We start from the raw sequence: 19,540 nt of genomic DNA, 5'->3' as shown, positions 1-19,540 counted from the left end.
GTCAATTAGGTTGTTCTATCCATTGGGATAGCCTTTGAGCTTGTCGATAAGCATTAAAGTATTTGAGGACTCGTTGTCGTCCGCGTTTGCCCATTTCTTTACGCTTCTCCAGAGATAGCTCCGCAAACTCATTAATGCACTGAGTGATGTCGTCAACACTGTGTTGTTTTACAAAAAATCCAGTCTCATCGGTGACGATTTCTTTGCATCCCATGACGTTTGAGGTGATCACTGGTGTGCCAACTGCCATTGCCTCTTTGAGTACAAGAGGCCCGGTATCGACACAGCCAGTACGCGAGTAGCAAAACGGAGCCACGAGACAATCGTATTTTGGTAAATTGTCCTTTACCCAGCTGTGTGGTTTTGCACCCAAAAAGGAGACGCAATGAGTCAAACCAAGCTGGCTAGTCATCGAAACGAACTCTTTTTTCATAGGGCCAGTGCCGATGACATCAAGATGGACATTAAGCTTATTGGCGATAGGGACTAACGCCTCAAGTAAATATTGCAGACCTTTTTGCTCAACGAATCGCCCTAAAAAAACCAAACGTAATTGTTCTGAGTCTGTCTTTTTTTCGGGGGTGAATAGCTCAGGTTTTACACCACAGTGGAGCAATTTTACGTTTCCGTTGGTCATATTTTGAAAGTCGTTATACATGTCATCGCAAACAGCGACTGCGAAGTCGCTGGCGTTGATCTTCTCTTTTACATCAAACGGAGACTCATAAACGTCATGCCCGTGAGCAACAAAAGAGCAAGAAATATTGAGCAGTTTAGCGGCGACAATGGCATGTGCTGCTGTGTGCTGACAAAAGTGAGCATGAACGTGACCAATGCCTTGCTCAGCGAGTTGGAATGCTAATTTAAGCCCTGTACCCATTAACGACTTCTTCGGAATACCAGATTGTTTGAAGGCAAAGTGACATGCTTTGAACAGCCCCTGAACGCGAAGGTGCTGTAGGCCCTCTGTCTTAATATTCTTACCAATTTCGATAACATCGTAAGTAAAAAAAGATTCGCAAGGTTCGATTTCAAACGTAAAAACTGTCACGTCGTGGCCACATGCCTGAATGGCGTCCACTTCAGTTTGAATGAAGGTTTCACTCAAAACTGGGTAGCTAGGTGTAATAAACGCGATTTTTTTCATTTTATGGCTCGCTTCTTTTCGTTCACGGTCGAGAAGGGAATTGCAAAAAACAAACCAAACAATCATCGACATAAAATCAATAAATTAGGGATAAATTTCTATTTTGAGAATAAAAATGACGGTGAAGTTTAAGGCGTTCTCAATTTGAAGTCTTTAATTGAGAAAAACCGTTCATGTTTGGGTATAACTGTTCTTTTATGAGGATTTAATCCGAAATTAGAATGGTCTAGATATTGCTACTTTTAATCGGTCAGAATCGTTCTAACAGGTGAAGAGGCATCATGGCATGGATAAAGTCAGTGTGATTATTCCAACCTATCAATGTTTGGAATATCTCCCCAAAGCGCTTGGAAGCGTGTTCAATCAAACGCACCGTAATTTTGAGGTTATCGTGATTAATGACGGCGGTGACCTTCGAACTCAGCGTTATCTTGAGTCGCTGCTTGATCACAGGCTTAGGTTCCTTAACACCGATGGGGTTGGCGTGGCTGAGGCGAGAAACTTGGGAGTAAAAGAAGCATCGGGTGAGTACATTGCCTTTCTCGACGCTGATGATTTTTGGCTACCTAACAAGTTAAAAATGCAGGTCGCCTTACATCAAAGCAATCCTGAGTTAGCTCTGAGTTTTAGTAACTATGTTCATGTCTCGGAGCGTTATGAACCCTTTAGTGATTGTTTTGGGTTTTGGAACCAACTCCAAGGCGAGACTGATGACGTACTACTGCTTAGCAAACCATTGGATATGATCATTGCCAATAATATTATCGGTACGTCCACCGTTATGTTGGATGCAAAGATGGTGGAGGCATTTCCTCTGTTCAAAGCAGAACTGCCTTACGCCGAGGACTGGGAGTTGTGGCTAAGAATTTGTGAAAAATACCAAGTGGGAGTAGTGAATTCAATTCAAGCTGGCTATCTGGTTCGCCAAGGTTCCATCACGAATACCAAAAATCGTAAATTACAGCAACTGGCTTGTGTGAATGGCATTCTAGAAACGTATCGAGAAAGTGCGTCATTCTATGATATTTCTCCTTTAGCCTTTAAAAAAGCGAACGCTAGAATCTTAGAAGGATATGCCGATTATTATCGAGAAGCTAAGTCTTACTCTAAGGCGATAGCACTTAATGTGCGCTCCTTGATTCAAGACCCTCAGTCTCGACGTTTGCGACGCATAATGGCGGATGGGCGAGAATTGGTACTATCGAATGTAAAGTCTACCCCTCAGCAATAATACAGCCTATTAAGCAGCAGAGATAAGGGTAGACACTGTATGAAATCAAAGATTGAAATTGAAAAGCGCACTACACTCAGTGTTCAGTTATTAGCAAAAGATTTAGAATTAATAAGTCAATGAGTGAAAGCGATATTCAGGCAAAAATTGCTAGCTTTACTTGTATAGAAGAAGCGCTAGAGTACTTTGATATTGGTTTTGATAGTCGCTTCATAGACAAACACCGTATCGAACTTGTAAAGCGGTCTAATGGTTATTTAATTATGAGCAAGCCGGACGATTGGTTTTCTGCCCGTCGTGCGTTTAAAAATGCTTACTGCAAAGTACAGCGCGGTTTATTAGATAAAACGACACGCTCAGCATGTCGTGGTTGTACGACATGCCAAAGAAGATAAACAATGTGGCAGTCTTAGCTTCTTTTTCGACGTCACGCTGATCCGATTTACAAAAGAACCCCGTCTAAAGAGCGGGGTTCTTTTATTTTTATGAACGGAAACGTTAACTTGCTTGATATTCTGGGTAGTCAAGTAAGCCTTTCTCGGCACCACCAAACAAGGTTGCAGGATCGTGTGCAGCTAACGGGTAGTCGTATTTAATTCGGTTCGGTAAATCAGGGTTTGCGATGAATGGACGGCCGAACCCCACCATATCTGCAAGACCACTTTTTAGTGCTGCTGCCGCTTTTTCGGTGTTGTAACGACCAGCGTAAATAATGGTGCCTTTGTAAGCTTCACGAACTGCAGTTTTAAATTCAGCAGGTGTCTCTGGCGCGTCGTCCCAGTCTACTTCTGCAATGTGGATGTACACAACGTTAAGCGCATTAAGTAAGGCAGCGGCAGCGGTGTACGTTTGCACAGGGGTTTTATCTACCGTACCGTTGAGTGAAGTAAATGGAGCAAGTCGAACGCCCACACGTTCAGCACCGATAGCTTGTGTCATCGCTTCGACAACGTCACCAAGGAAACGAAGACGATTTTCAATGGAACCACCATATTCGTCTGTGCGGTTATTGGCTTCTGAATCGATGAACTGGTTAACAAGGTAACCATTAGCAGCGTGCAGTTCTATGCCATCAAAACCTGCTTCAATCGCATTAAGCGCAGCTTGACGATATTCTTCTACAACGGCTTTGATATCTGCTTTGGTCATTTCACGTGGCTCGACAACATCTACAAAACCTGGTTCGTCGCTACCATTGTCGATGAATACTTTCACATTTTCTGCTTTCAATGCGGAAGAAGAAATTGGTTGTTCACCACCGATGTTGTCAGGGTGGGTTACGCGACCAACGTGCCAAAGTTGGGCAAAGATAGCGCCGCCTTTTGCGTGAACGGCATTCGTTACTTTTTTCCAACCAGCAATTTGTTCTTGGCTATAAATACCAGGAGTCCAAGCGTAACCTTGACCCATTGGTGAGATTTGAGTGCCTTCCGCGACAATCAAACCAGCAGATGCGCGCTGAGCGTAATACTCTGCCATGATCTCATTTGCAGCATTACCCGGTTGACTAGCACGTGAACGCGTCATTGGCGGCATAACGATGCGGTTTTGAAGTGTTAGAGCACCAAGTTGAACAGGTTGGAACAGTACATCTTTCATAATAAGCCTCGTTATTTGCTCGTTTGAATCAATTCGATTTGGTAACCATCTGGATCTTTGATGAAAGCGATATGCGTTTCGCCGCCTTTCATCGGACCTGGCTCACGTGTGATATTGCCGCCAAGTGCTTTGATTTTGTCGCATGCCGAATAGATATCTTCACAACCTAAAGCCATATGACCAAACGCGTTTCCGAGTTCATAGCTGTCTGTATCCCAGTTATAAGTCAGTTCGATCGTTGCACCGTCTGGTTGGTTTGCGTTACCAACAAAAACTAATGTGTAACGGTATTCAGTGTTCTCGAAGCGGTTCAGTTCAGCCATACCAAGCACTTTGGTATAGAACTCAATGGATTTATCAAGATCAGCAACACGGATCATAGTGTGAAGAAATTTCATATATAGCCTTCTTTTGTTTTCGCTTGGCGCTTAACTTTTCTGTTATTGCTAAGTACCTAATGGCGACGTTATAAGCCTAAATATATAAGGTTGCCTTTGAAACATAAAATTATCATTGATTATTGTTTTTATAATTTATTTTTATTGAACTGCTTTTAACGTAAATGATTTATTGATTGCATTTTATCTATGTATTTAACTGATAGGTTTGGCTTTTCTTTTCAAATCAGATTACTTAGAGTGCTTAATAGCTTCATACAGACGTATTGGGAATAGTTTTTAGGAGGGAAAATGAATCAATCCGTGTTAAAGGCCATGACGTGGCTAAAAGGGATATTAGATTCTAACCAGATTACTTATCAAATCGTCGGCGGTTTTGCTGCCCATTTGCACGGTGGAACACGACCTATTGCGGATATCGACCTGTACATCCAGAAACAAGATTCTGAAAAATTGCTTCCCCATATTGCGCCTTACATCAGTAAGCCACTTAAGCACTATCAGGAAGAAGGCTGGGATCTTGAGTACTTACAGCTTATTTATGGCCAACAAAAAATTGAAATCGGCCTTAGTCCAGGAACGCGAATATTTAGCTCAAAAAGCAAAGAGTGGGCGACGCTGGAAATTGACTACGCAGCAAATGTTATTTGTGATTTTAATGGAATGAAGCTTTCAGTGATCGATATTACAAGGTTAATCGATTACAAGCGTGCTCTCTCAAGAGAAGTGGATCTCATCGACATTCGAGAGCTTGAACGAATTCAACAGCAAGCTCAATAGGGGAGATATAATGGACAAATTTACCGCTTTGTTTGAGATTGCTCAGCGTAAGTCAAACTACGATGAAAACAATACTTGGTATCAGGGCTCCGTCACTTACTTCAAAGCGATATACTCGGAGTTGGAAGAAGTGAGAGATGAGGAAGTCAAAGGGAGAACATGCTTTTTAGAGGACGAACTGGGAGACGTGTTGTGGAATTATCTTAATCTTCTGATGGCCTTAGAAAAAGAACAGGGCATTGACGCTCGGTCTGTGATTGAACGCGCCGTTGAAAAATACCAAGCACGTGTGACTGCCATTGAAAATGGGAAGAGTTGGGCAGAAGTAAAGGCTGAACAAAAGTCAAAATTGAAGAATGAATTCGACTCGAAACAAGGCAACAACAATGAAACTGACTAAATACTTATTTTACTGCTAAAAGCGCTTAGTTAAGAATTCAAGATTACAAAAATTTTTGAACAACTGGATGATCTTTATATCAAATCATAAACGGTGAACCACCGGGAATGGGTTATTTGGATTGGTTAGGCTACATGTAAGAAATATCCAAATTGCTCAAATGTCGCACTAGTAAAGGATCAGGGAAGGTGTTTGATGGAGGTATCTCTACGCGAGATAACAAAGGAAAACTATGAGTCCGTCAGTGAACTCGATGTTACTAAAGAGCAAGAGTCTTATGTCGCTTGTAACATGTGGTCGCTGGTGGAATCATTCTATAACGATACGCACGTAACTCGTGCCATTTACCAAGATGAACAAGTTGTCGGCTTTTTTATGTGGGTTCGGGAAACAAAAGAAAAAATCTCTATTTGGCGTTTTATGATTGATGCCAAATATCAAGCGAAAGGCATAGGGCGTATAGCTCTTCATAAGGCGCTAGAGGAAATCAAACAGACTGAAAGCCTCCGTCAGATTGAAATTTGTTACAACCCAAACAACCCCATAGCAAAAACGTTTTACTCTCAGTTTGGTTTTATGGAAGTTGGTATGGACGAAGATGGCGAAGATATGCTCGCTGTTATCAGCCTTGAACCAATATGACAAGGCATGTGAAAAGGGCAAGCATCGTAGTTGGTGCTTGCCCTTTAGCGTTTTACTCTGTCGATAGATTAGCGATGAAAATCAGACTCTCATTCATTGGTCTGTTGATGTGCAAATCTTACTATCTCACTAACTTAATCGCATTTATTTAGTATTTGTCGTTGGCATAGGAGCAAGTAGCGCTTCCAGTTCCTCAGGAGTGAGTAGATCTTTCTTTTGTAAAATATCACTCTGTTCCAAAGATAACCGTGTCTTACTTATCAAGTATTTTTTTTGAGTTGGTGTGAGATCCTTTAAGGAGTCAATCAAATCTTTGAAGTGGTTTGTGTTCATAGCCTAGCTTTTCCCCGTTGACGTTTTATAATTTTCTAATGGTCTTAGTCCATATTGACTAAATAATCGTTAATTTGTTTATTAATGGTGACAAGCTCTTTATTAATTATAGCGATATCTGCGTTATCGGGAGCGATATTGTCACGTGTGTGTTCTTCAACTTTACCAAGAGCGGAGACTGCCGCTTCTTCTCCAAAGCTTGAAAGTATGCCTTTCAAACTATGAGAAAGAAGGAATAGTTCCGACCAGTTTTGTTCTGCATTGAGTTTATTAATTCTGTCTAAACCATCTTCGTAGTCTTCCATGTAGGTTGAGAAAACAGCAAAGATAATATCGACATCGTTATCCATGTAGGTGTTAAGTACTTCGAAGTTAATCATCTCTCATCTCCACTGTGGTATGTGTAAGTTAAAAGGCAAAGGTAATTGAGTTGAGTAGGAGCCGGAAAGGTAATCCTTCAACCAGTTCGACCAGTTTGGGGGGAGTGGTCGTTGCGATAGAAATTCGATACTTTCATCCAAGATGATATTAGGTGCTGATATGTTGTTGTCGGAAAGGTCTTTTAGTCTCAGCTCAGCTGAAAAGGGATACTTTTGTCGAAACTTTGGTTCCTTCGAATTATGCTGGGGGTGGTCTTTTAAAGGAATGCCAGACTTAGCCGCCACTAAGGTAAGCAAGCTCTGCTTTATTGCAAATTCACCAAAAAAGTCCATCAATGGTATCGCTTGCTTTAACAGCAATAAGGGGGTTTTACTTGGCACAGAGTAGTAATAGCTCAGAGATTGCATCAATTTTTTGTGCGCGTGTTCAGGTCGTGATTCCAGCAAAAGTAACTTACATTGCATCATTTGTTTGAATGCGGCGAGATCAATCTGCTGGTTTCGATTCAATTGCTTTTCGGCCAGCAAGCAAAAATCATTAAGTTTCAAAAGAACACGTTTCTTCTCATTCGGCGAGCGGAGTGTTTTAAAGTGCTCGCTGATGATGTCGACATAGGCGTTCATCGCTGATAGCCATTGTGAATCTGTAGAAGAAACATTTGAAGCGTACATATAACCTACATCGTACAGCCGATCAATTTGGCCTAGTTTGGCAAGGATTCTTGATACGGTTACTAATCTGATACTACTACTTGGTGTGAGCTCAAAAGCGCGATTAGCCAATATAGACGCATTATTTTGTTGGCCGAGACTTTCATAAAGGCCCACGAGGTTATCTATGGCACGCAAGCAAAGTGGGTTTCGTGTGACATAATCAGCAAGGATAGTGACTGCTTCACGAATATTTCCTTTCTTGTGCTGTACGAAAGCCTCTGCACAGATACGACTTGCGTGTTCCTTTTCTGTACAAAAAGGTAGAAAGTTTTCGAGTACATCAAATTGCTTCGTTTCTATGAGTGTATCGATAAGTAAAGACTCCACGCACACGCTTTGTGTATGCTTTTTATGCAGTTGAGCGATATCGGCGAGGGTAGGTCTTTCAATCTTACTTAGTTGATTTCCCACGTCTGCCAGTTGATGTTGTTCTTGCAGCGCTGCTAGCATTTTGTTCTTTAACGCTTTGGTTTGCAGTGGCTTGGTGAGTAAGTGACGAACTCGGCCAGACAAAGCCGTCAAAACAGTCTCTTGAGTAGCGTCGCCAGATATCATCAATACCGCTGTCGTCTCTGAAATGAGTTTTGCGCGGCTCATTAAATTGATCAGATCTAAGCCAGTCAGTTTCGTCGATAGGTGGTAATCCATCACAATGAAAGAATAGAAGCGAGTTTTGACCGCGGCGAGTGCTTCTTGTGCGCTGTTTACACAAGTGATGTTGGCGATTTTTGCGCCAAGCGCAACAAGTTGATGCCTGATCAACGTCGATGAGGTTGAGCAGCCATCTATCACCAAAATACCAATGTTCTCGACTTCAATCTTCCCTGCGGTCAAACTTCTTCCTATTTTACAGATTAGTACACTCTAAAATAAAATTAGTCATCGGATTGCATAAAGGCAAGCTGTTTCTAAGATTAAAAAGGGGCAACATGCCCCCCATCAACATTTGCGTGAATTAACTCTGCACAGAGTCCGTTTCTATTCTTCTTAGCAGCTCGTTCGCTTTTTTCATCGCTCTTCTTGCACTTGTCGACTTCCGTTTGTTCAAGAGGATGTCTGAGAATTGCAGGTACTTATCCGCCGTTTGAAATCTTAAGTCGTTAATATCTTGAAATCCCGTCGGAAAGTTTTCAGAAAATAGGTCAATATCTTTAACCAATTTGTCGAGATTGACGGTTGTTCTCGCTTGCTTCAAACGGTAGTAGAGCCCTTCAAATTCTTCTTGATAGAGTAAGCGAGCAGCATCGGCCGGGAATGGCAATGGATTTTGACTGTCTTTTGCTGTCTCAAAGAGTTTCATTTCTAAAACTGCATCTTTCATCGCATTACTGATTGCGATGTTTTGGCGGTGCTCATCAGAATCGGCAAAAAAGGTATTTCCAACTTTGATTAAAGTGACAAGTGCGGCTGCATCTCTTAGCTGTAACGCTTCATTTAAGTGCTGGCCGAAGACCTCGCTTGCAAGTGAACTTGGCACAAACGGGTACTCTTGATGAATTTGATGTAATTCTTGTTTTAGGTCATAAATTGACTTAGAGCCTTCAATTTGGGTGTAGCTTGATTTCTCTAACTGGCTGTTAATTTGCCTCGCGATAGAAAGTAACGTTGAATGCTTACTCGATTGAATATCCAGTGCAAGCACTTCAATTTTATGGGAGTCAGGATAGTAGACTTTAGCTTGTTGAAGAATTTCCTCAATCTGGTCGTAATTGGGATAAGTACTAACATCAGAGTTAAGTACATCATCAATCTTTGATTCGTAAGCACCAAGTAGGTAGGGCTTATACAGCCTTAAAAAGCCCGCTTTGATCACCGGATGCAGATCATGTTGTGAATCGATAAGAGATTTCGTGTTTTCTGGCGCGGTATCGAGTAGTGCTTGTGCTGAACTAATATGCTTTGTTTGCTGGTTTAATGCAGCCTCAAGTTGAGTGAGCTGGTCTTGTTGATCTTGATATACCAATCCTAAAAGCGTTGCGACGACAAGCGATGCTACGACACTCGTGTAAACTGGCCATCTCGTTTTGTTTATGTGCTGTTTAAGGAGTTCTGCACTAAGGTCCGTTGGTGCGAGTCCTTTATTTAGCACTTTCGAGACTAAAGACCATTTCGTGAGCGGGAAATGAGCGGGCTTAGTGACGCGAACATTTTTCTTTAGTGCTTCGTCAACCGGTGTACGTGCGTAAGGGTGTTTACAACTCAATAATTCATAGGTAATGCAACAAAGAGCAAAAATATCATCACTAAACTGAGGATCGTTTCCTGAGAGAATATCAAGTGAAGCGTAGTTTGGCGTAAACCCCAGAGTATCACTTTCTTGGGTTTTACGTTTAGCGGCATATTGGTCGTGCTTTAACTGTTGAGTTTTGGATACACCAAAGTCTAGAAGTTTAACTTTTCCTTCTGAGGTAAGAATGATGTTCGCAGGCTTAAGATCGGCATGAACCACGCCTAGAGAGTGGGCATACGCGAGAGCATCCAGAGTCTCATTTAAAATAGACAGCGCGGCCTTAAATTTAAGACCATCAGGGCGAGAGCGCTGAATCAGAGTTTCTAAAGTTTCACCATCCACATACTCCATGACGAGAAAATACACGTCGCCATCAACGCCAAAGTCGTAAACACGAATTATATTAGGATGGCTGAGTTTTTGAGTTTGCTGTGCTTCTCGAATCAACATTCGTGCGGTTTCAGGTTGGGAAGAGAACTCCTCCTGAAGAATTTTTAATGCGACGTAAGGTTTATCAGTCCCCGATGACTCAAGGATTTTGTCTTTTGCCAAGTAAACATCGCACAACCCGCCGTGCCCAATAAGTGATTCAATTTCGTAGCGACTCTTGATGGTTTCACCAACTAAAGACTGCGACGTTGAAGGTTCTCTTTGATTGCATGAAGTATTGTCTATTTTATTATCTAGAGAATAAGTGTTTTGATTTTGAGACATTTTTGTATTTGTCTCATTATTTAATTGGGCGGAGCCTTCATAATTTGAGTCAACAATCTTATCAACTGTATTTTCTCTTTTTTGAGTCTTTACAATTTTTGTTTTATCACCGCTCGTATCTTTATTTATAGAATTGTTTTTACTTTGGTCTTCCATCACAGAGGCTCCGTATAAATGATGGTGAAAATATATAGTCTAATAACTCATGAAAAATGATGACTTTTTGATTTCTCGGTCAAGCTAACATCGGTTTTTTGACGCGTGTAAATTGAAGTGTCAAAAATTTGAACCTCGTTGTATATTTTGTTCTGAGTAAAAATACCTGATTGCTTTGCTAGAAAATTAATTCATTATTCCGTTCTTGAAATATAAATATTATTTTATGGGTCGATAATAACTTAATTGTTAATAAATAAACGATCTAAACATAAAGAATGAAACACAAATATTAAGCAGTCCCTTTGGCGAGGTTTACATGACGTTGGTTTTAACCATAACGAGTTTTCATAAGTTCACTCCTGAGATAGAAGGCGAGTTCATCTTTGACGCAAGCGGCGAACACGAAAAAATTTCCTTTGGCCGCTCTGAACAATGTGACTGGACACTCCCCGATCCAGAAAGAGTCATTTCAGGTAAGCATGGTGAAATTATCAAGTTTGGTGACAAGTATTTGATCAAAGACTTATCGACCAACGGCACATTCGTGAACAACTCAGTCAGTCCAATCGGACAGGGCAATGAAATCGCTCTAGCTCATGATGATGTGGTGACCCTCGGCGATTATCAAATTCAGGTTAGCGTTCAGGAGAAGTGTTTAGAACAGGTGCCAGTTCAAAGTGTTGAATCAAATGAATCCTTTAACGAAGGCGCTAGCAGTAATTTCAATCATAGTGACTTTGGCATAAGCGCTTCTGAACTCTTAGAGGACAGTGTTTCTAATGAGTATCAGTTAGATATTGGCTTAATGGATGACTTTATTGAGCCCTCGATTCCTCCTCAGCAAGAACAAGATATATCACGTCTCGTCACAGAAGAACCGAACAGAACTCCCCAAAAACTGAGTGCCAGTAATGAGGCTGACGCGTTCATTCGCGGATTAGGTATTAGTCCGAATATGGTACCTGACGAGCAGAGAGAGATGTGGTTTCAGCAGCTAGGAGAGTCTTTTTCTTTAATGCTTACAGGATTAATGGAGACTTTACACAATCGAGCTGAATTCAAACAGACTAATCGCTTAAATCATACCGCATTTAGAAAATCTGAGAATAATCCACTCAAATTCTCGGCCAATTTAGAAGACGCTATGCATAATCTTTATAACCGGAAAACCGCGAGTTTTATGCCGCCTGATTCGGCAATAAAAGAGGCATTTAAGGATATTGAAAACCATGAACAAGCATTAATGCAAGGTGTGAATGGTACGGTAATAAGTGTTATGTCATTAGTTGATCCATCTTTAATATATTCTGAGTCACTTTCTAGTGATAGTTTGTTTAATAAAGTGATTCCGACAAGAAAGTATTATAAAAGTTGGAAAAGGTTCGAGGTTATTTATGACCAACTAACCAACGACGTTGTTAATAAAGAGAATCTTTTTTATTTAGATGACTTTGCCAAGCATTATGAAAACGCTCTAAGACGTGATAGTTAAGGTTTAATTATGAAATTAGTTAAAAGAATAGTATTACTGATATTAATAGTGACTCTCATTGGGTGTTCAGCGGCAAACTTAGTGGTTGACCCTTATGCGGATTTAGAAATAACGGCGAGCCATAATATCAATCCAGATTCTAATGGGAGGCCGTCACCAGTTGTTATATATATTTTCGAACTTACATCACCAACGGTATTTGAAAGTCAGGACTTTTTCTCAATATACGAAAGCTATGACAAAGTTCTGGGCCCCGATTTAGTCAATAAATTTGAGATATCCCTAACGCCAGGTCAAAAGGAGGTTTACCAAGCCAGTATGTCTCCCCAGACAAAGTATCTCGGTTTAGTGGCTGCGTTTCGAGACATCGAAAACTCGAATTGGAGGCAAGTGATCGAAGTTGAAAAGACAGGTTACAACACCTATCAAATCCACTTAGAAGACCTGTCTTTGTTCGTGAAATAATCTTGGTGACTATTCAATGACACACTTTTCCCATACCGCTTGGTGTGAGGGGATGTTTTTGCGTCCTCAACATTTCCAGCAAAGTGAACGAGCAACCGCTCACGAATACAAGGGGCTAGTTCACTTACAACACGCATACAATTGGGGCGTATCATCGAGCCTAATCAATCCGACCGCTTTAAAAGAAGGGGTTATTGAGATAGAAAAGATCGATGCGATCCTGCCAGACATGACTCTCGTTCAATGGAAAAAAGGTGATGCGAGCATAACGCCGTTATTCGTAAAAAAAGGCACCCATCAAACGTTGGTCAAAATCGTTGTTCCGGCGTTTAGCTTAAAACAACGATTGGTCTCTGATAAAAGTGAGGAATTGGTTTCACGTTATCTTCTAAAAGATTTGGATGTTGTAGATGTTTTAACTGGGGAAGATGAAGAGTGCATTCAAGTAACCGCGATTAATTTAGAGCTAGCAGCAAGTAATGAGAAGCAGTCTGGCTTTATTGAATTGCCGATTTTCAAAATCAAAGAAGTATCCGATGAAGGGGCAGTCATTCTTGATGAAGAATACATCCCACCACACATAAATATTCTGAATAGTGCTGTTATAACCACATGTTTACGTAACGTACTTGCAATGACAAAGATCCGTGCAGACGTTGTGTCTCAGCGTTTGGTTCAGGGTAAGGCGGCTTCCGCTTCTGCGGTCGATTTTATTATGCTGCAGATGTTGAACCGCTATGAAGTTGTTTTACGTCACTTTTCCGAACTAGAACAGGTACATCCTTTAGATTTAGTAGCACTACTGCATGGTTATATCGGTGAGTTATCGACGTTTTCGAGTAAGAACAAACGTGTTCCGGAACTAAAAAAATACGATCACTTCGATCTTTCCAGTGTGTTTCATGAGATTAATCAGATACTCAGCCAGTACTTAAGTGTCGTTTTAGACCAAACGGCGAATAAGTTACCACTTGAAATACGTCAATATGGCATCCAAGTGACACCTCTGCCAGATAAACGCTTACTGGAGTCTTGCCAGTTTGTACTCGCGGTTAAGGCTGATACAACCACCGATGAAATACGACGCTTAGTGCCTGCTCAGCTTAAGTTAGGGCCTGCAGAGCAAATACGCGATCTCATTAACAATCAAATCAACGGTATCAGTGTTGCGCCTTTGAGTGTTGTTCCAAGACAAATACCTTATCAAACGGGCTATGTGTACTTCGAGGTTGTGAAAAAGGGACCGTTCTGGATGAGGCTGCGAGAAAGTGGCGGCATCGCGCTACAACTTTCTGGTCACTTCCCGAATGCTGACATTGAACTTTGGAGCATTAGCCAATAACAGGCTTCGTCATTATGGAACAAACGATAATCAAACCCACACCGGGTGGGCGACCAAATTTAAAACAACCAGACGTAAAGCCAGTAGATAGCACGGTTGTGATCTCTAAAAGCCCTGAGATCGTTAATAACGACTCAGTCGTTGCTTTTGGACTCAACCCAATTTTGGCTGAAGCCAACGGTATCTTATCAATGGTAGGGCAAATTCGATCAACGGCCTCACATTCGGATGTGTTGTTTCTAAAGGAAACACTCGCACAGAAACTGAGAGACTACGAAAACCGACTGCGCCAACACAACGTTGAATTAGAAACCATTGATACAGCACGTTACTGTTTATGTTGCTCAATGGATGAGGCGGTATTGAATACCCATTGGGGAAGCCAATCTACATGGAGTCATGATTCTTTACTGAGTTCATTTTATTCGAGCAGTCAGGGTGGAGAAGCCTTTTTCAAACATCTTGATAATGCACTGTCTCAGCCAGAGTCGCAGCTCGATTTGTTAGAGTTGATGTATGTTTGCTTGTCGCTTGGTTTTGTCGGGCAATACCGTTTAGAGAAAAATGGCTTAGAAGATCATCGACGTCTTAGAAAGCAAATCATGAGCATTCTTAAGTCCTATGGGCGTGGTACTGCACAAGAAATGAGTGCCAATATTGATAAGCGCACGGTTACAGGTTCCCAAATGTCAGAACGAGCACCATTGTGGGTTGTATGCTCGGTCACCTCGGCAATTTTGGTGTGCGTTTTTATGTACCTTAGTTATGACTTGAATAGGGCTTCCAATCGAACGTTTTCGAATTTGGTTAACTTGATCCAGCCGGATCGGCAAGTCGCGTCAGCGGAGCTTGAATCGAAGGTTCAACCTGTCGCGGATCGTATCTCTATGTATCTTGCGACGGAAATGAATAAAGGATTGGTTACGGTAGAAGCGTTACCCGACCGCGTAAGAATATCGTTGAAAGCGCAAGACTTATTTGAGTCAGGAAGTGCAGATGTTGTGGCTTACATACAACCCGTTGTTTCCAAAATAGCACGTACTCTTGAAGCGACAGAAGGCAAAATTCTTGTTACCGGCCATACGGATGATAACCCTATCTTCACCAGTAAATATCCTTCTAATTGGCATCTATCTTTGGCAAGAGCCACTGCCATGTCAGACCAGTTGATTGCAAATAGTGGGCTGGAAGGAAGAGTGCTACCTGAAGGGTTAGGTGATGCGAGACCTTTGGTGGAAAACACCAGTTCTGACAATAGAGCGTTGAACCGTCGTATCGAAATTGACTTGATTGTCGCAAACTAGGAAAAGTGAGAGATATGAGTATCCGAGAAGTAGGCAGAGTCTTCACTCAGCGCTGGTTTATCGGCCTTATTGGCGTTGCGGCGTGTTCCATTTTTATTTGGGCGGTCGGCCCTTTAATTATTGTCGCTGGCTATGAGCCACTAAAGACAGATTTCCAACGCTTAGTCACAATTCTTATCTTGGTGTTTGTTTGGGGAGTATTCAACCTGACCAAGCAGCATAAACAGAAAGTGAAAGAGGATGAAAGTATCCAGACTTTGCTTGAACTTGATAGTCAATCAGACAAAGAAGCTGCCACCGAAGTTGATTTAATGCGTGATCGTATAGAGCAAGCAATCAAGATTGTCACTAAAACCCATAAAGGTAAACGTAGCCTATATGACTTACCGTGGTATGTACTAATCGGTCCTCCGGGTACTGGAAAAACCACGATTTTGAAGCAGTCTGGGCTGGAATTCCCGTTAGCTAACTCTACAGGGTCAGATTCGGTCGCGGGTGTGGGGGGAACACGACATTGTGATTGGTGGTTTGCGAACAAAGCCGTATTGATTGATACCGCTGGTCGTTACACTACTCAAGATAGCCAAGAGAAAGTGGACTCAAAAGCATGGCATGGCTTTCTGGGGTTATTGAAAAAATACCGTACACAAAGACCAATCAACGGCGCAATTGTCACGGTCAGTTTGGCAAGTGTCATGTCTCAAACTCGTACTGAACGAAGTCTTCATGCCAGAGCCATTAAATCTCGTTTACAAGAGCTTAAAAACCAACTTGGTATGCAATTCCCAATTTATGTCTTGTTGACGAAAATGGATCTCGTTGCTGGCTTTAATGAGTATTTCTCGGATTTGAGTAAAGAAGAACGTGACGATTTGTTTGGTTTTATGTTCCCTCAAGAATGCGATGATGAACGCGGAGTGATTTCTCTGTTTAACCGAGAGTTCCATCAGATGCTGGAACGTCTAGATGCACGGATGTTACGCATTCTCGAAACAGAAGACGATCTCGATAAGCGAGCGCTAATATTTGAGTTTCCGAAACAGTTACGAGTATTACAGGCCAACTTAGACGAATTTCTAGCCGAGATCTTTTCACAAAACAGCTTTGAGGAACCTGCCTTAATTCGAGGTGTTTTCATGGTTAGCTCGGTTCAAGAGGGGGCGCCTATGAATCGATTGATGAGTGAATCTACAAATGGGCTGGGATTGGGCAATTTGCCATTAACCTCACACAGTACCGGCTCACATAGTTTTTTTGTTAAGAGTCTATTTGACCGTGTGATTTTCAAAGAACAATTGTTAGGGACGGTGAATCGTTATTACCAAAGAAAGTCCGGTCGGCTCCATAAAGGGGTATACATCGGCTGTACGATTACGCTCGTGGGAGCCACTGTTGCTTGGGCCACAAGTTATCAATGGAATAAAGAACTTATTAGAGAGACTAATCGTCAGACTGGCCATGTTAACGCCATGATTGGTGCCGACAGTCTGGATTTCGAATCAGATATTATCAGTGCTGTGGAAACGCTAGATCGTATTATGACATTACCTCTTGGAAAACAGAGCCAGTACGGAGAGAGCGACACCATTAAAAAATTTGGTCTTTATCAGGGGGACAAAGTTTCTCAAGCCGCGAATAGCGCTTACATTGCAGCCTTGGCCCAACATTTTTCCCCAATGGTTACTCGCAGCTTAGTCAATGAGATGGAGAGCAACCAGGCACATCGACAATATCTCTATGAAACTCTAAAAACCTACCTAATGTTGTTTAACCCTGATAAATATCAGCAAGAAGAAGTGCTAGCGTGGTTTCGTTTTTATTTTGAACGCCAATATTCAGGGGTGCTTAATGAGGCGTTAAGAGGGCGCCTTATGGTTCATACACAACATCTGCTGGAGAGCAATGAACGCGGTCTTGTTTTTCAAGAAGATGTTGTTGCTAGTGCAAGGGACATATTAACTGAGATGTCATTGCCAGAACGTGCATACCAAAGAATGAAAATTCAGTTTTCAAAGAGCCATGTACCGTCATTTCGTTTAACTGATGTCCTCGGTCCGAAGGGACTGGAGCAATTCGAGCGTATCAGCGGAAAACCTTTGTCTCAGGGTATTTCAGGCTTTTATACCTACAACGGCTTTCATAGTATTTTTCAAATTCAAATCAACCGAACGGTGAAAGGGTTGATGGAAGAAAATTGGGTCTATGGTGATGACTTACAAGCTCACGAGATAGATCATGCGAGCGCTATTGAAGGTGTACAAAACAGGTATTACCAAGATTATGTCAATGAATGGAAGGATTTGATTCAAGACATTCAATTAAAGCAAGCGCCCAACTTAGAGTTTGCCTCTGAACAAGCAAGAGTCTTAGCTGGCGTAGAAAGGCCTATTGAATCTTTATTGCGTGCGATTCAGAAGGAAGTTGGACTGACGAAGGTTGTATTGTCTGACAATCAAAAAGCCGCTTCTGAGGTCGCTGGTAAAGTAGCAAAAGTTAAGTTCTCTAATACCGCAGATAAGCTAGACATGTATTTACCTGAAGAAAACACCTTTAATGTCGCTTTACCGGGTAAACAAGTAGAACAGCATTTTACAGCTGTGCTCCGTTTGGGTGAGCAGGATTATGCTGATATTCAGCAGGCCATGATTAATTTAAGGTCGTACTTGTCAGATTTATCGAGCTCTGGAAACAATCAAAAAATAGCGTACAAGAGCATTTTGGATGGCACAGTAACACAGGATGTGGCGTCGTCATTTGAACGAGCACAAGAGTTATTGCCTAAACCGTTTAATCAATGGCTAGGAGAATTGTCTCAGGAGTCGGTTAAGTTTGCCGAAAGCGGATCTAAGGATCACCTTAATCAATTGTGGTTAACGCAAGTCATTAAACCTTATCGTAGTTCAATCGCTGGTCGTTATCCATTTGTTCCAAATGCGGCAAAAGAAGTGAGGTTAAAAGACTTTAAGCGTTTCTTTGGGTATGGCGGGACACTGGACTCATTCTTCAACGAGTATTTAGAACCTTTCGTTGATACTTCCTCAAGACGTTGGACATTTGAGAAAGAGATTGGCGTTCGACAGGAAACATTGGTGGTATTCCAACGGGCTAAGCGAATCAGGCAAACGTTTTTTGAATCCGATAATTCATTACGTGTCGATTTTGGAATGAAGCCAGTCTATCTCGACCAGCATATTACTCGTTTTGTGCTGGAGTTAGGAGCTCAAGATCTCGTCTATAAACACGGGCCAGCAAGAGCGAAAGCGCTAAGTTGGCCAGCAGGTCAAGATCAAACTCGAATCGTGTTTACACCACCTGAATCCAATCGCGAAATTGCGCATACCTATGAAGGTGAATGGGGAATCTTTAAGCTTTTAGATCAGTCGCTTAAAGCAAGGCCTGAATCAAGAAAAGACAATATCGTGATGATTGACCTAAAAGGGAACAAGGTTCAGTTAGAGCTTATCCCGACAAGTGCTATTAATCCGTTTTGGTCGAATGAGATGGAGAGATTCCGATGTCCGCAAACCTTATAAGTCCAAGCTGGGGTTATGTTGGCAAAATGCCAGTGAAAGGTGATTTTGTTAAGCATGGATTGCCACAATCTTTTACCAATCGTTGGCATGATTGGCAGCAAGCGATTATTGCGGTCAGTCGAGAGCAGCTTGGTGAACAGTGGGACGAGTGTTTTCTTACGTCACCAGTATGGAACTTTGCTCTAGATGTCAGCTATATGGAAGAGGCGACTTACATCGGTAGCATGATACCAAGTGTTGATGCTTCTGGACGCTACTTCTTTTTTACTGTTGCTCGTGCGGTCAAAGGAGATGCGACACAGTATTGGTCGAATAATGGTTGGGGGAGAGATAGTCAAGATCTAGCACTCGCTGTTCTTGACGACGCTTTCGTTTTTGATGCATGGACACAAAATTTGAATCAGCCCAGCGACACGCTTTCTAAAATTGACATTGAAGTCTCACCGATATCCGAAATGTATCGAAGTGAGCTCTCAACGGTGTTTTCCCAAAACGAAGCTTTGACATCAACTGCATTACTTAGTGCGTTAATAAAACAGCAAAACAAAGCGCCTTGCTTTTGGTGGACAGAGGGATCGTCCAAGGTTGAACCGTGTATGTTTGTAAGTTCAGGGCTCCCTTCTATAGGGCAGTTCTCGGCAATGTTAGACGGCCAATGGCACAAGTGGAATTGGTAG

At 41.9% G+C, this 19,540-nt stretch carries 18 protein-coding genes; 11 read left to right on the top strand and 7 right to left on the bottom strand.

Going from position 1 to position 19,540, the window contains the following annotated elements; genetic code table 11:
• Nucleotide 1: 1 nt before the first annotated feature.
• Complete coding sequence (locus tag OQJ86_RS04745) at nucleotides 2-1,147, bottom strand: glycosyltransferase family 4 protein (RefSeq protein WP_039976624.1); 1,146 nt, start codon at nucleotides 1,145-1,147, stop codon at nucleotides 2-4.
• A gap of 286 nt (nucleotides 1,148-1,433) precedes the next feature.
• On the opposite strand from OQJ86_RS04745, the gene OQJ86_RS04740 reads away from it, so the two are divergent.
• Together OQJ86_RS04740 and OQJ86_RS04735 are read left to right on the top strand one after the other, a co-directional pair.
• Nucleotides 1,434-2,378: a glycosyltransferase family 2 protein gene (locus tag OQJ86_RS04740; RefSeq protein WP_265986791.1), complete on the top strand. Its 945-nt coding sequence runs from the start codon at nucleotides 1,434-1,436 to the stop codon at nucleotides 2,376-2,378.
• Nucleotides 2,379-2,497: 119 nt separating this feature from the next.
• The gene (locus OQJ86_RS04735; protein WP_045406830.1) at nucleotides 2,498-2,773 is read left to right on the top strand and encodes a hypothetical protein; all 276 of its coding nucleotides are present in this window, start codon (nucleotides 2,498-2,500) and stop codon (nucleotides 2,771-2,773) included.
• 103 nt (nucleotides 2,774-2,876) lie between these two features.
• On the opposite strand, the gene OQJ86_RS04730 is transcribed toward OQJ86_RS04735, so the two are convergent.
• Nucleotides 2,877-3,977 (bottom strand): alkene reductase, encoded by a 1,101-nt coding sequence (locus OQJ86_RS04730; protein ID WP_265986788.1) that lies wholly within the window; start codon nucleotides 3,975-3,977, stop codon nucleotides 2,877-2,879.
• A gap of 11 nt (nucleotides 3,978-3,988) precedes the next feature.
• Complete coding sequence (gloA, locus tag OQJ86_RS04725) at nucleotides 3,989-4,375, bottom strand: lactoylglutathione lyase (protein ID WP_038867726.1); 387 nt, start codon at nucleotides 4,373-4,375, stop codon at nucleotides 3,989-3,991.
• 291 nt (nucleotides 4,376-4,666) lie between these two features.
• Between gloA and OQJ86_RS04720 the strand changes: the two genes are divergently transcribed.
• The 3 genes from OQJ86_RS04720 to OQJ86_RS04710 all read left to right on the top strand — a co-directional run bounded on the left by OQJ86_RS04720 (nucleotide 4,667) and on the right by OQJ86_RS04710 (nucleotide 6,197).
• Nucleotides 4,667-5,155: a MazG-related protein gene (locus tag OQJ86_RS04720; protein WP_265986786.1), complete on the top strand. Its 489-nt coding sequence runs from the start codon at nucleotides 4,667-4,669 to the stop codon at nucleotides 5,153-5,155.
• 10 nt (nucleotides 5,156-5,165) lie between these two features.
• A complete protein-coding gene (locus OQJ86_RS04715; RefSeq protein ID WP_265986784.1) occupies nucleotides 5,166-5,555 on the top strand; it encodes a MazG nucleotide pyrophosphohydrolase domain-containing protein in 390 nt (129 codons plus the stop codon).
• A 195-nt stretch (nucleotides 5,556-5,750) separates the two neighbouring features.
• Nucleotides 5,751-6,197: a GNAT family N-acetyltransferase gene (locus OQJ86_RS04710; RefSeq protein ID WP_265986782.1), complete on the top strand. Its 447-nt coding sequence runs from the start codon at nucleotides 5,751-5,753 to the stop codon at nucleotides 6,195-6,197.
• A 144-nt stretch (nucleotides 6,198-6,341) separates the two neighbouring features.
• On the opposite strand, the gene OQJ86_RS04705 is transcribed toward OQJ86_RS04710, so the two are convergent.
• The 4 genes from OQJ86_RS04705 to OQJ86_RS04690 all read right to left on the bottom strand — a co-directional run bounded on the left by OQJ86_RS04705 (nucleotide 6,342) and on the right by OQJ86_RS04690 (nucleotide 10,724).
• A complete protein-coding gene (locus OQJ86_RS04705) occupies nucleotides 6,342-6,530 on the bottom strand; it encodes a hypothetical protein (RefSeq protein ID WP_038867720.1) in 189 nt (62 codons plus the stop codon).
• Between the two features lie 44 nt (nucleotides 6,531-6,574).
• On the bottom strand, nucleotides 6,575-6,910 hold the full coding sequence (locus OQJ86_RS04700; RefSeq protein ID WP_038867718.1) for an Hpt domain-containing protein: 336 nt from the start codon (nucleotides 6,908-6,910) through the stop codon (nucleotides 6,575-6,577).
• 3 nt (nucleotides 6,911-6,913) lie between these two features.
• Nucleotides 6,914-8,458 (bottom strand): response regulator, encoded by a 1,545-nt coding sequence (locus OQJ86_RS04695; protein WP_265986779.1) that lies wholly within the window; start codon nucleotides 8,456-8,458, stop codon nucleotides 6,914-6,916.
• Between the two features lie 121 nt (nucleotides 8,459-8,579).
• Entirely contained in the window at nucleotides 8,580-10,724 is a 2,145-nt protein-coding gene (locus OQJ86_RS04690) for a serine/threonine-protein kinase (RefSeq protein WP_265986777.1), read from the bottom strand.
• Between the two features lie 319 nt (nucleotides 10,725-11,043).
• Here OQJ86_RS04690 and tagH point away from each other — a divergent pair, with 319 nt between their 5' ends.
• Genes tagH through tagF form a run of 6 tightly spaced genes read left to right on the top strand, consistent with a single transcriptional unit; the run spans nucleotide 11,044 to nucleotide 19,540 of the window.
• The gene (tagH, locus tag OQJ86_RS04685; protein WP_045406819.1) at nucleotides 11,044-12,219 is read left to right on the top strand and encodes a type VI secretion system-associated FHA domain protein TagH; all 1,176 of its coding nucleotides are present in this window, start codon (nucleotides 11,044-11,046) and stop codon (nucleotides 12,217-12,219) included.
• Nucleotides 12,220-12,228: 9 nt separating this feature from the next.
• A complete protein-coding gene (gene tssJ, locus OQJ86_RS04680; RefSeq protein ID WP_104028255.1) occupies nucleotides 12,229-12,684 on the top strand; it encodes a type VI secretion system lipoprotein TssJ in 456 nt (151 codons plus the stop codon).
• A 16-nt stretch (nucleotides 12,685-12,700) separates the two neighbouring features.
• The gene (gene tssK / locus OQJ86_RS04675) at nucleotides 12,701-14,026 is read left to right on the top strand and encodes a type VI secretion system baseplate subunit TssK (protein WP_081094946.1); all 1,326 of its coding nucleotides are present in this window, start codon (nucleotides 12,701-12,703) and stop codon (nucleotides 14,024-14,026) included.
• Nucleotides 14,027-14,040: 14 nt separating this feature from the next.
• Complete coding sequence (gene tssL / locus OQJ86_RS04670) at nucleotides 14,041-15,330, top strand: type VI secretion system protein TssL, long form (RefSeq protein WP_045419672.1); 1,290 nt, start codon at nucleotides 14,041-14,043, stop codon at nucleotides 15,328-15,330.
• A gap of 14 nt (nucleotides 15,331-15,344) precedes the next feature.
• Nucleotides 15,345-18,863 (top strand): type VI secretion system membrane subunit TssM, encoded by a 3,519-nt coding sequence (tssM, locus tag OQJ86_RS04665; RefSeq protein WP_265986769.1) that lies wholly within the window; start codon nucleotides 15,345-15,347, stop codon nucleotides 18,861-18,863.
• Nucleotides 18,845-19,540 (top strand): type VI secretion system-associated protein TagF, encoded by a 696-nt coding sequence (gene tagF, locus OQJ86_RS04660; RefSeq protein WP_038867703.1) that lies wholly within the window; start codon nucleotides 18,845-18,847, stop codon nucleotides 19,538-19,540. The genes tssM and tagF overlap by 19 nt, the downstream gene beginning before the upstream one ends.

The organism is Vibrio sp. Sgm 5 (genome assembly GCF_026241575.1).
GTDB lineage: Bacteria > Pseudomonadota > Gammaproteobacteria > Enterobacterales > Vibrionaceae > Vibrio > Vibrio jasicida.
The sequence above is the reverse complement of the archived record's forward strand: the minus strand, read 5'-3'. Positions and strand labels throughout refer to the sequence as shown.

Bases quoted from the DNA above. Each gene is read 5' to 3' on its own strand.
- OQJ86_RS04740 (WP_265986791.1), top strand. From the start codon at position 1,434: ATGGATAAAGTCAGTGTGATTATTCCAACCTATCAATGTTTGGAATAT.
- tssJ (WP_104028255.1), top strand. From the start codon at position 12,229: ATGAAATTAGTTAAAAGAATAGTATTACTGATATTAATAGTGACTCTC.
- OQJ86_RS04705 (WP_038867720.1), bottom strand. From the start codon at position 6,530: ATGAACACAAACCACTTCAAAGATTTGATTGACTCCTTAAAGGATCTC.
- tssK (WP_081094946.1), top strand. From the start codon at position 12,701: ATGACACACTTTTCCCATACCGCTTGGTGTGAGGGGATGTTTTTGCGT.
- tagF (WP_038867703.1), top strand. From the start codon at position 18,845: ATGTCCGCAAACCTTATAAGTCCAAGCTGGGGTTATGTTGGCAAAATG.
- OQJ86_RS04700 (WP_038867718.1), bottom strand. From the start codon at position 6,910: ATGATTAACTTCGAAGTACTTAACACCTACATGGATAACGATGTCGAT.
- tssM (WP_265986769.1), top strand. From the start codon at position 15,345: ATGAGTATCCGAGAAGTAGGCAGAGTCTTCACTCAGCGCTGGTTTATC.
- tssL (WP_045419672.1), top strand. From the start codon at position 14,041: ATGGAACAAACGATAATCAAACCCACACCGGGTGGGCGACCAAATTTA.
- OQJ86_RS04710 (WP_265986782.1), top strand. From the start codon at position 5,751: ATGGAGGTATCTCTACGCGAGATAACAAAGGAAAACTATGAGTCCGTC.
- gloA (WP_038867726.1), bottom strand. From the start codon at position 4,375: ATGAAATTTCTTCACACTATGATCCGTGTTGCTGATCTTGATAAATCC.
- OQJ86_RS04715 (WP_265986784.1), top strand. From the start codon at position 5,166: ATGGACAAATTTACCGCTTTGTTTGAGATTGCTCAGCGTAAGTCAAAC.
- OQJ86_RS04745 (WP_039976624.1), bottom strand. From the start codon at position 1,147: ATGAAAAAAATCGCGTTTATTACACCTAGCTACCCAGTTTTGAGTGAA.
- OQJ86_RS04690 (WP_265986777.1), bottom strand. From the start codon at position 10,724: ATGGAAGACCAAAGTAAAAACAATTCTATAAATAAAGATACGAGCGGT.
- OQJ86_RS04730 (WP_265986788.1), bottom strand. From the start codon at position 3,977: ATGAAAGATGTACTGTTCCAACCTGTTCAACTTGGTGCTCTAACACTT.
- OQJ86_RS04735 (WP_045406830.1), top strand. From the start codon at position 2,498: ATGAGTGAAAGCGATATTCAGGCAAAAATTGCTAGCTTTACTTGTATA.
- tagH (WP_045406819.1), top strand. From the start codon at position 11,044: ATGACGTTGGTTTTAACCATAACGAGTTTTCATAAGTTCACTCCTGAG.
- OQJ86_RS04720 (WP_265986786.1), top strand. From the start codon at position 4,667: ATGAATCAATCCGTGTTAAAGGCCATGACGTGGCTAAAAGGGATATTA.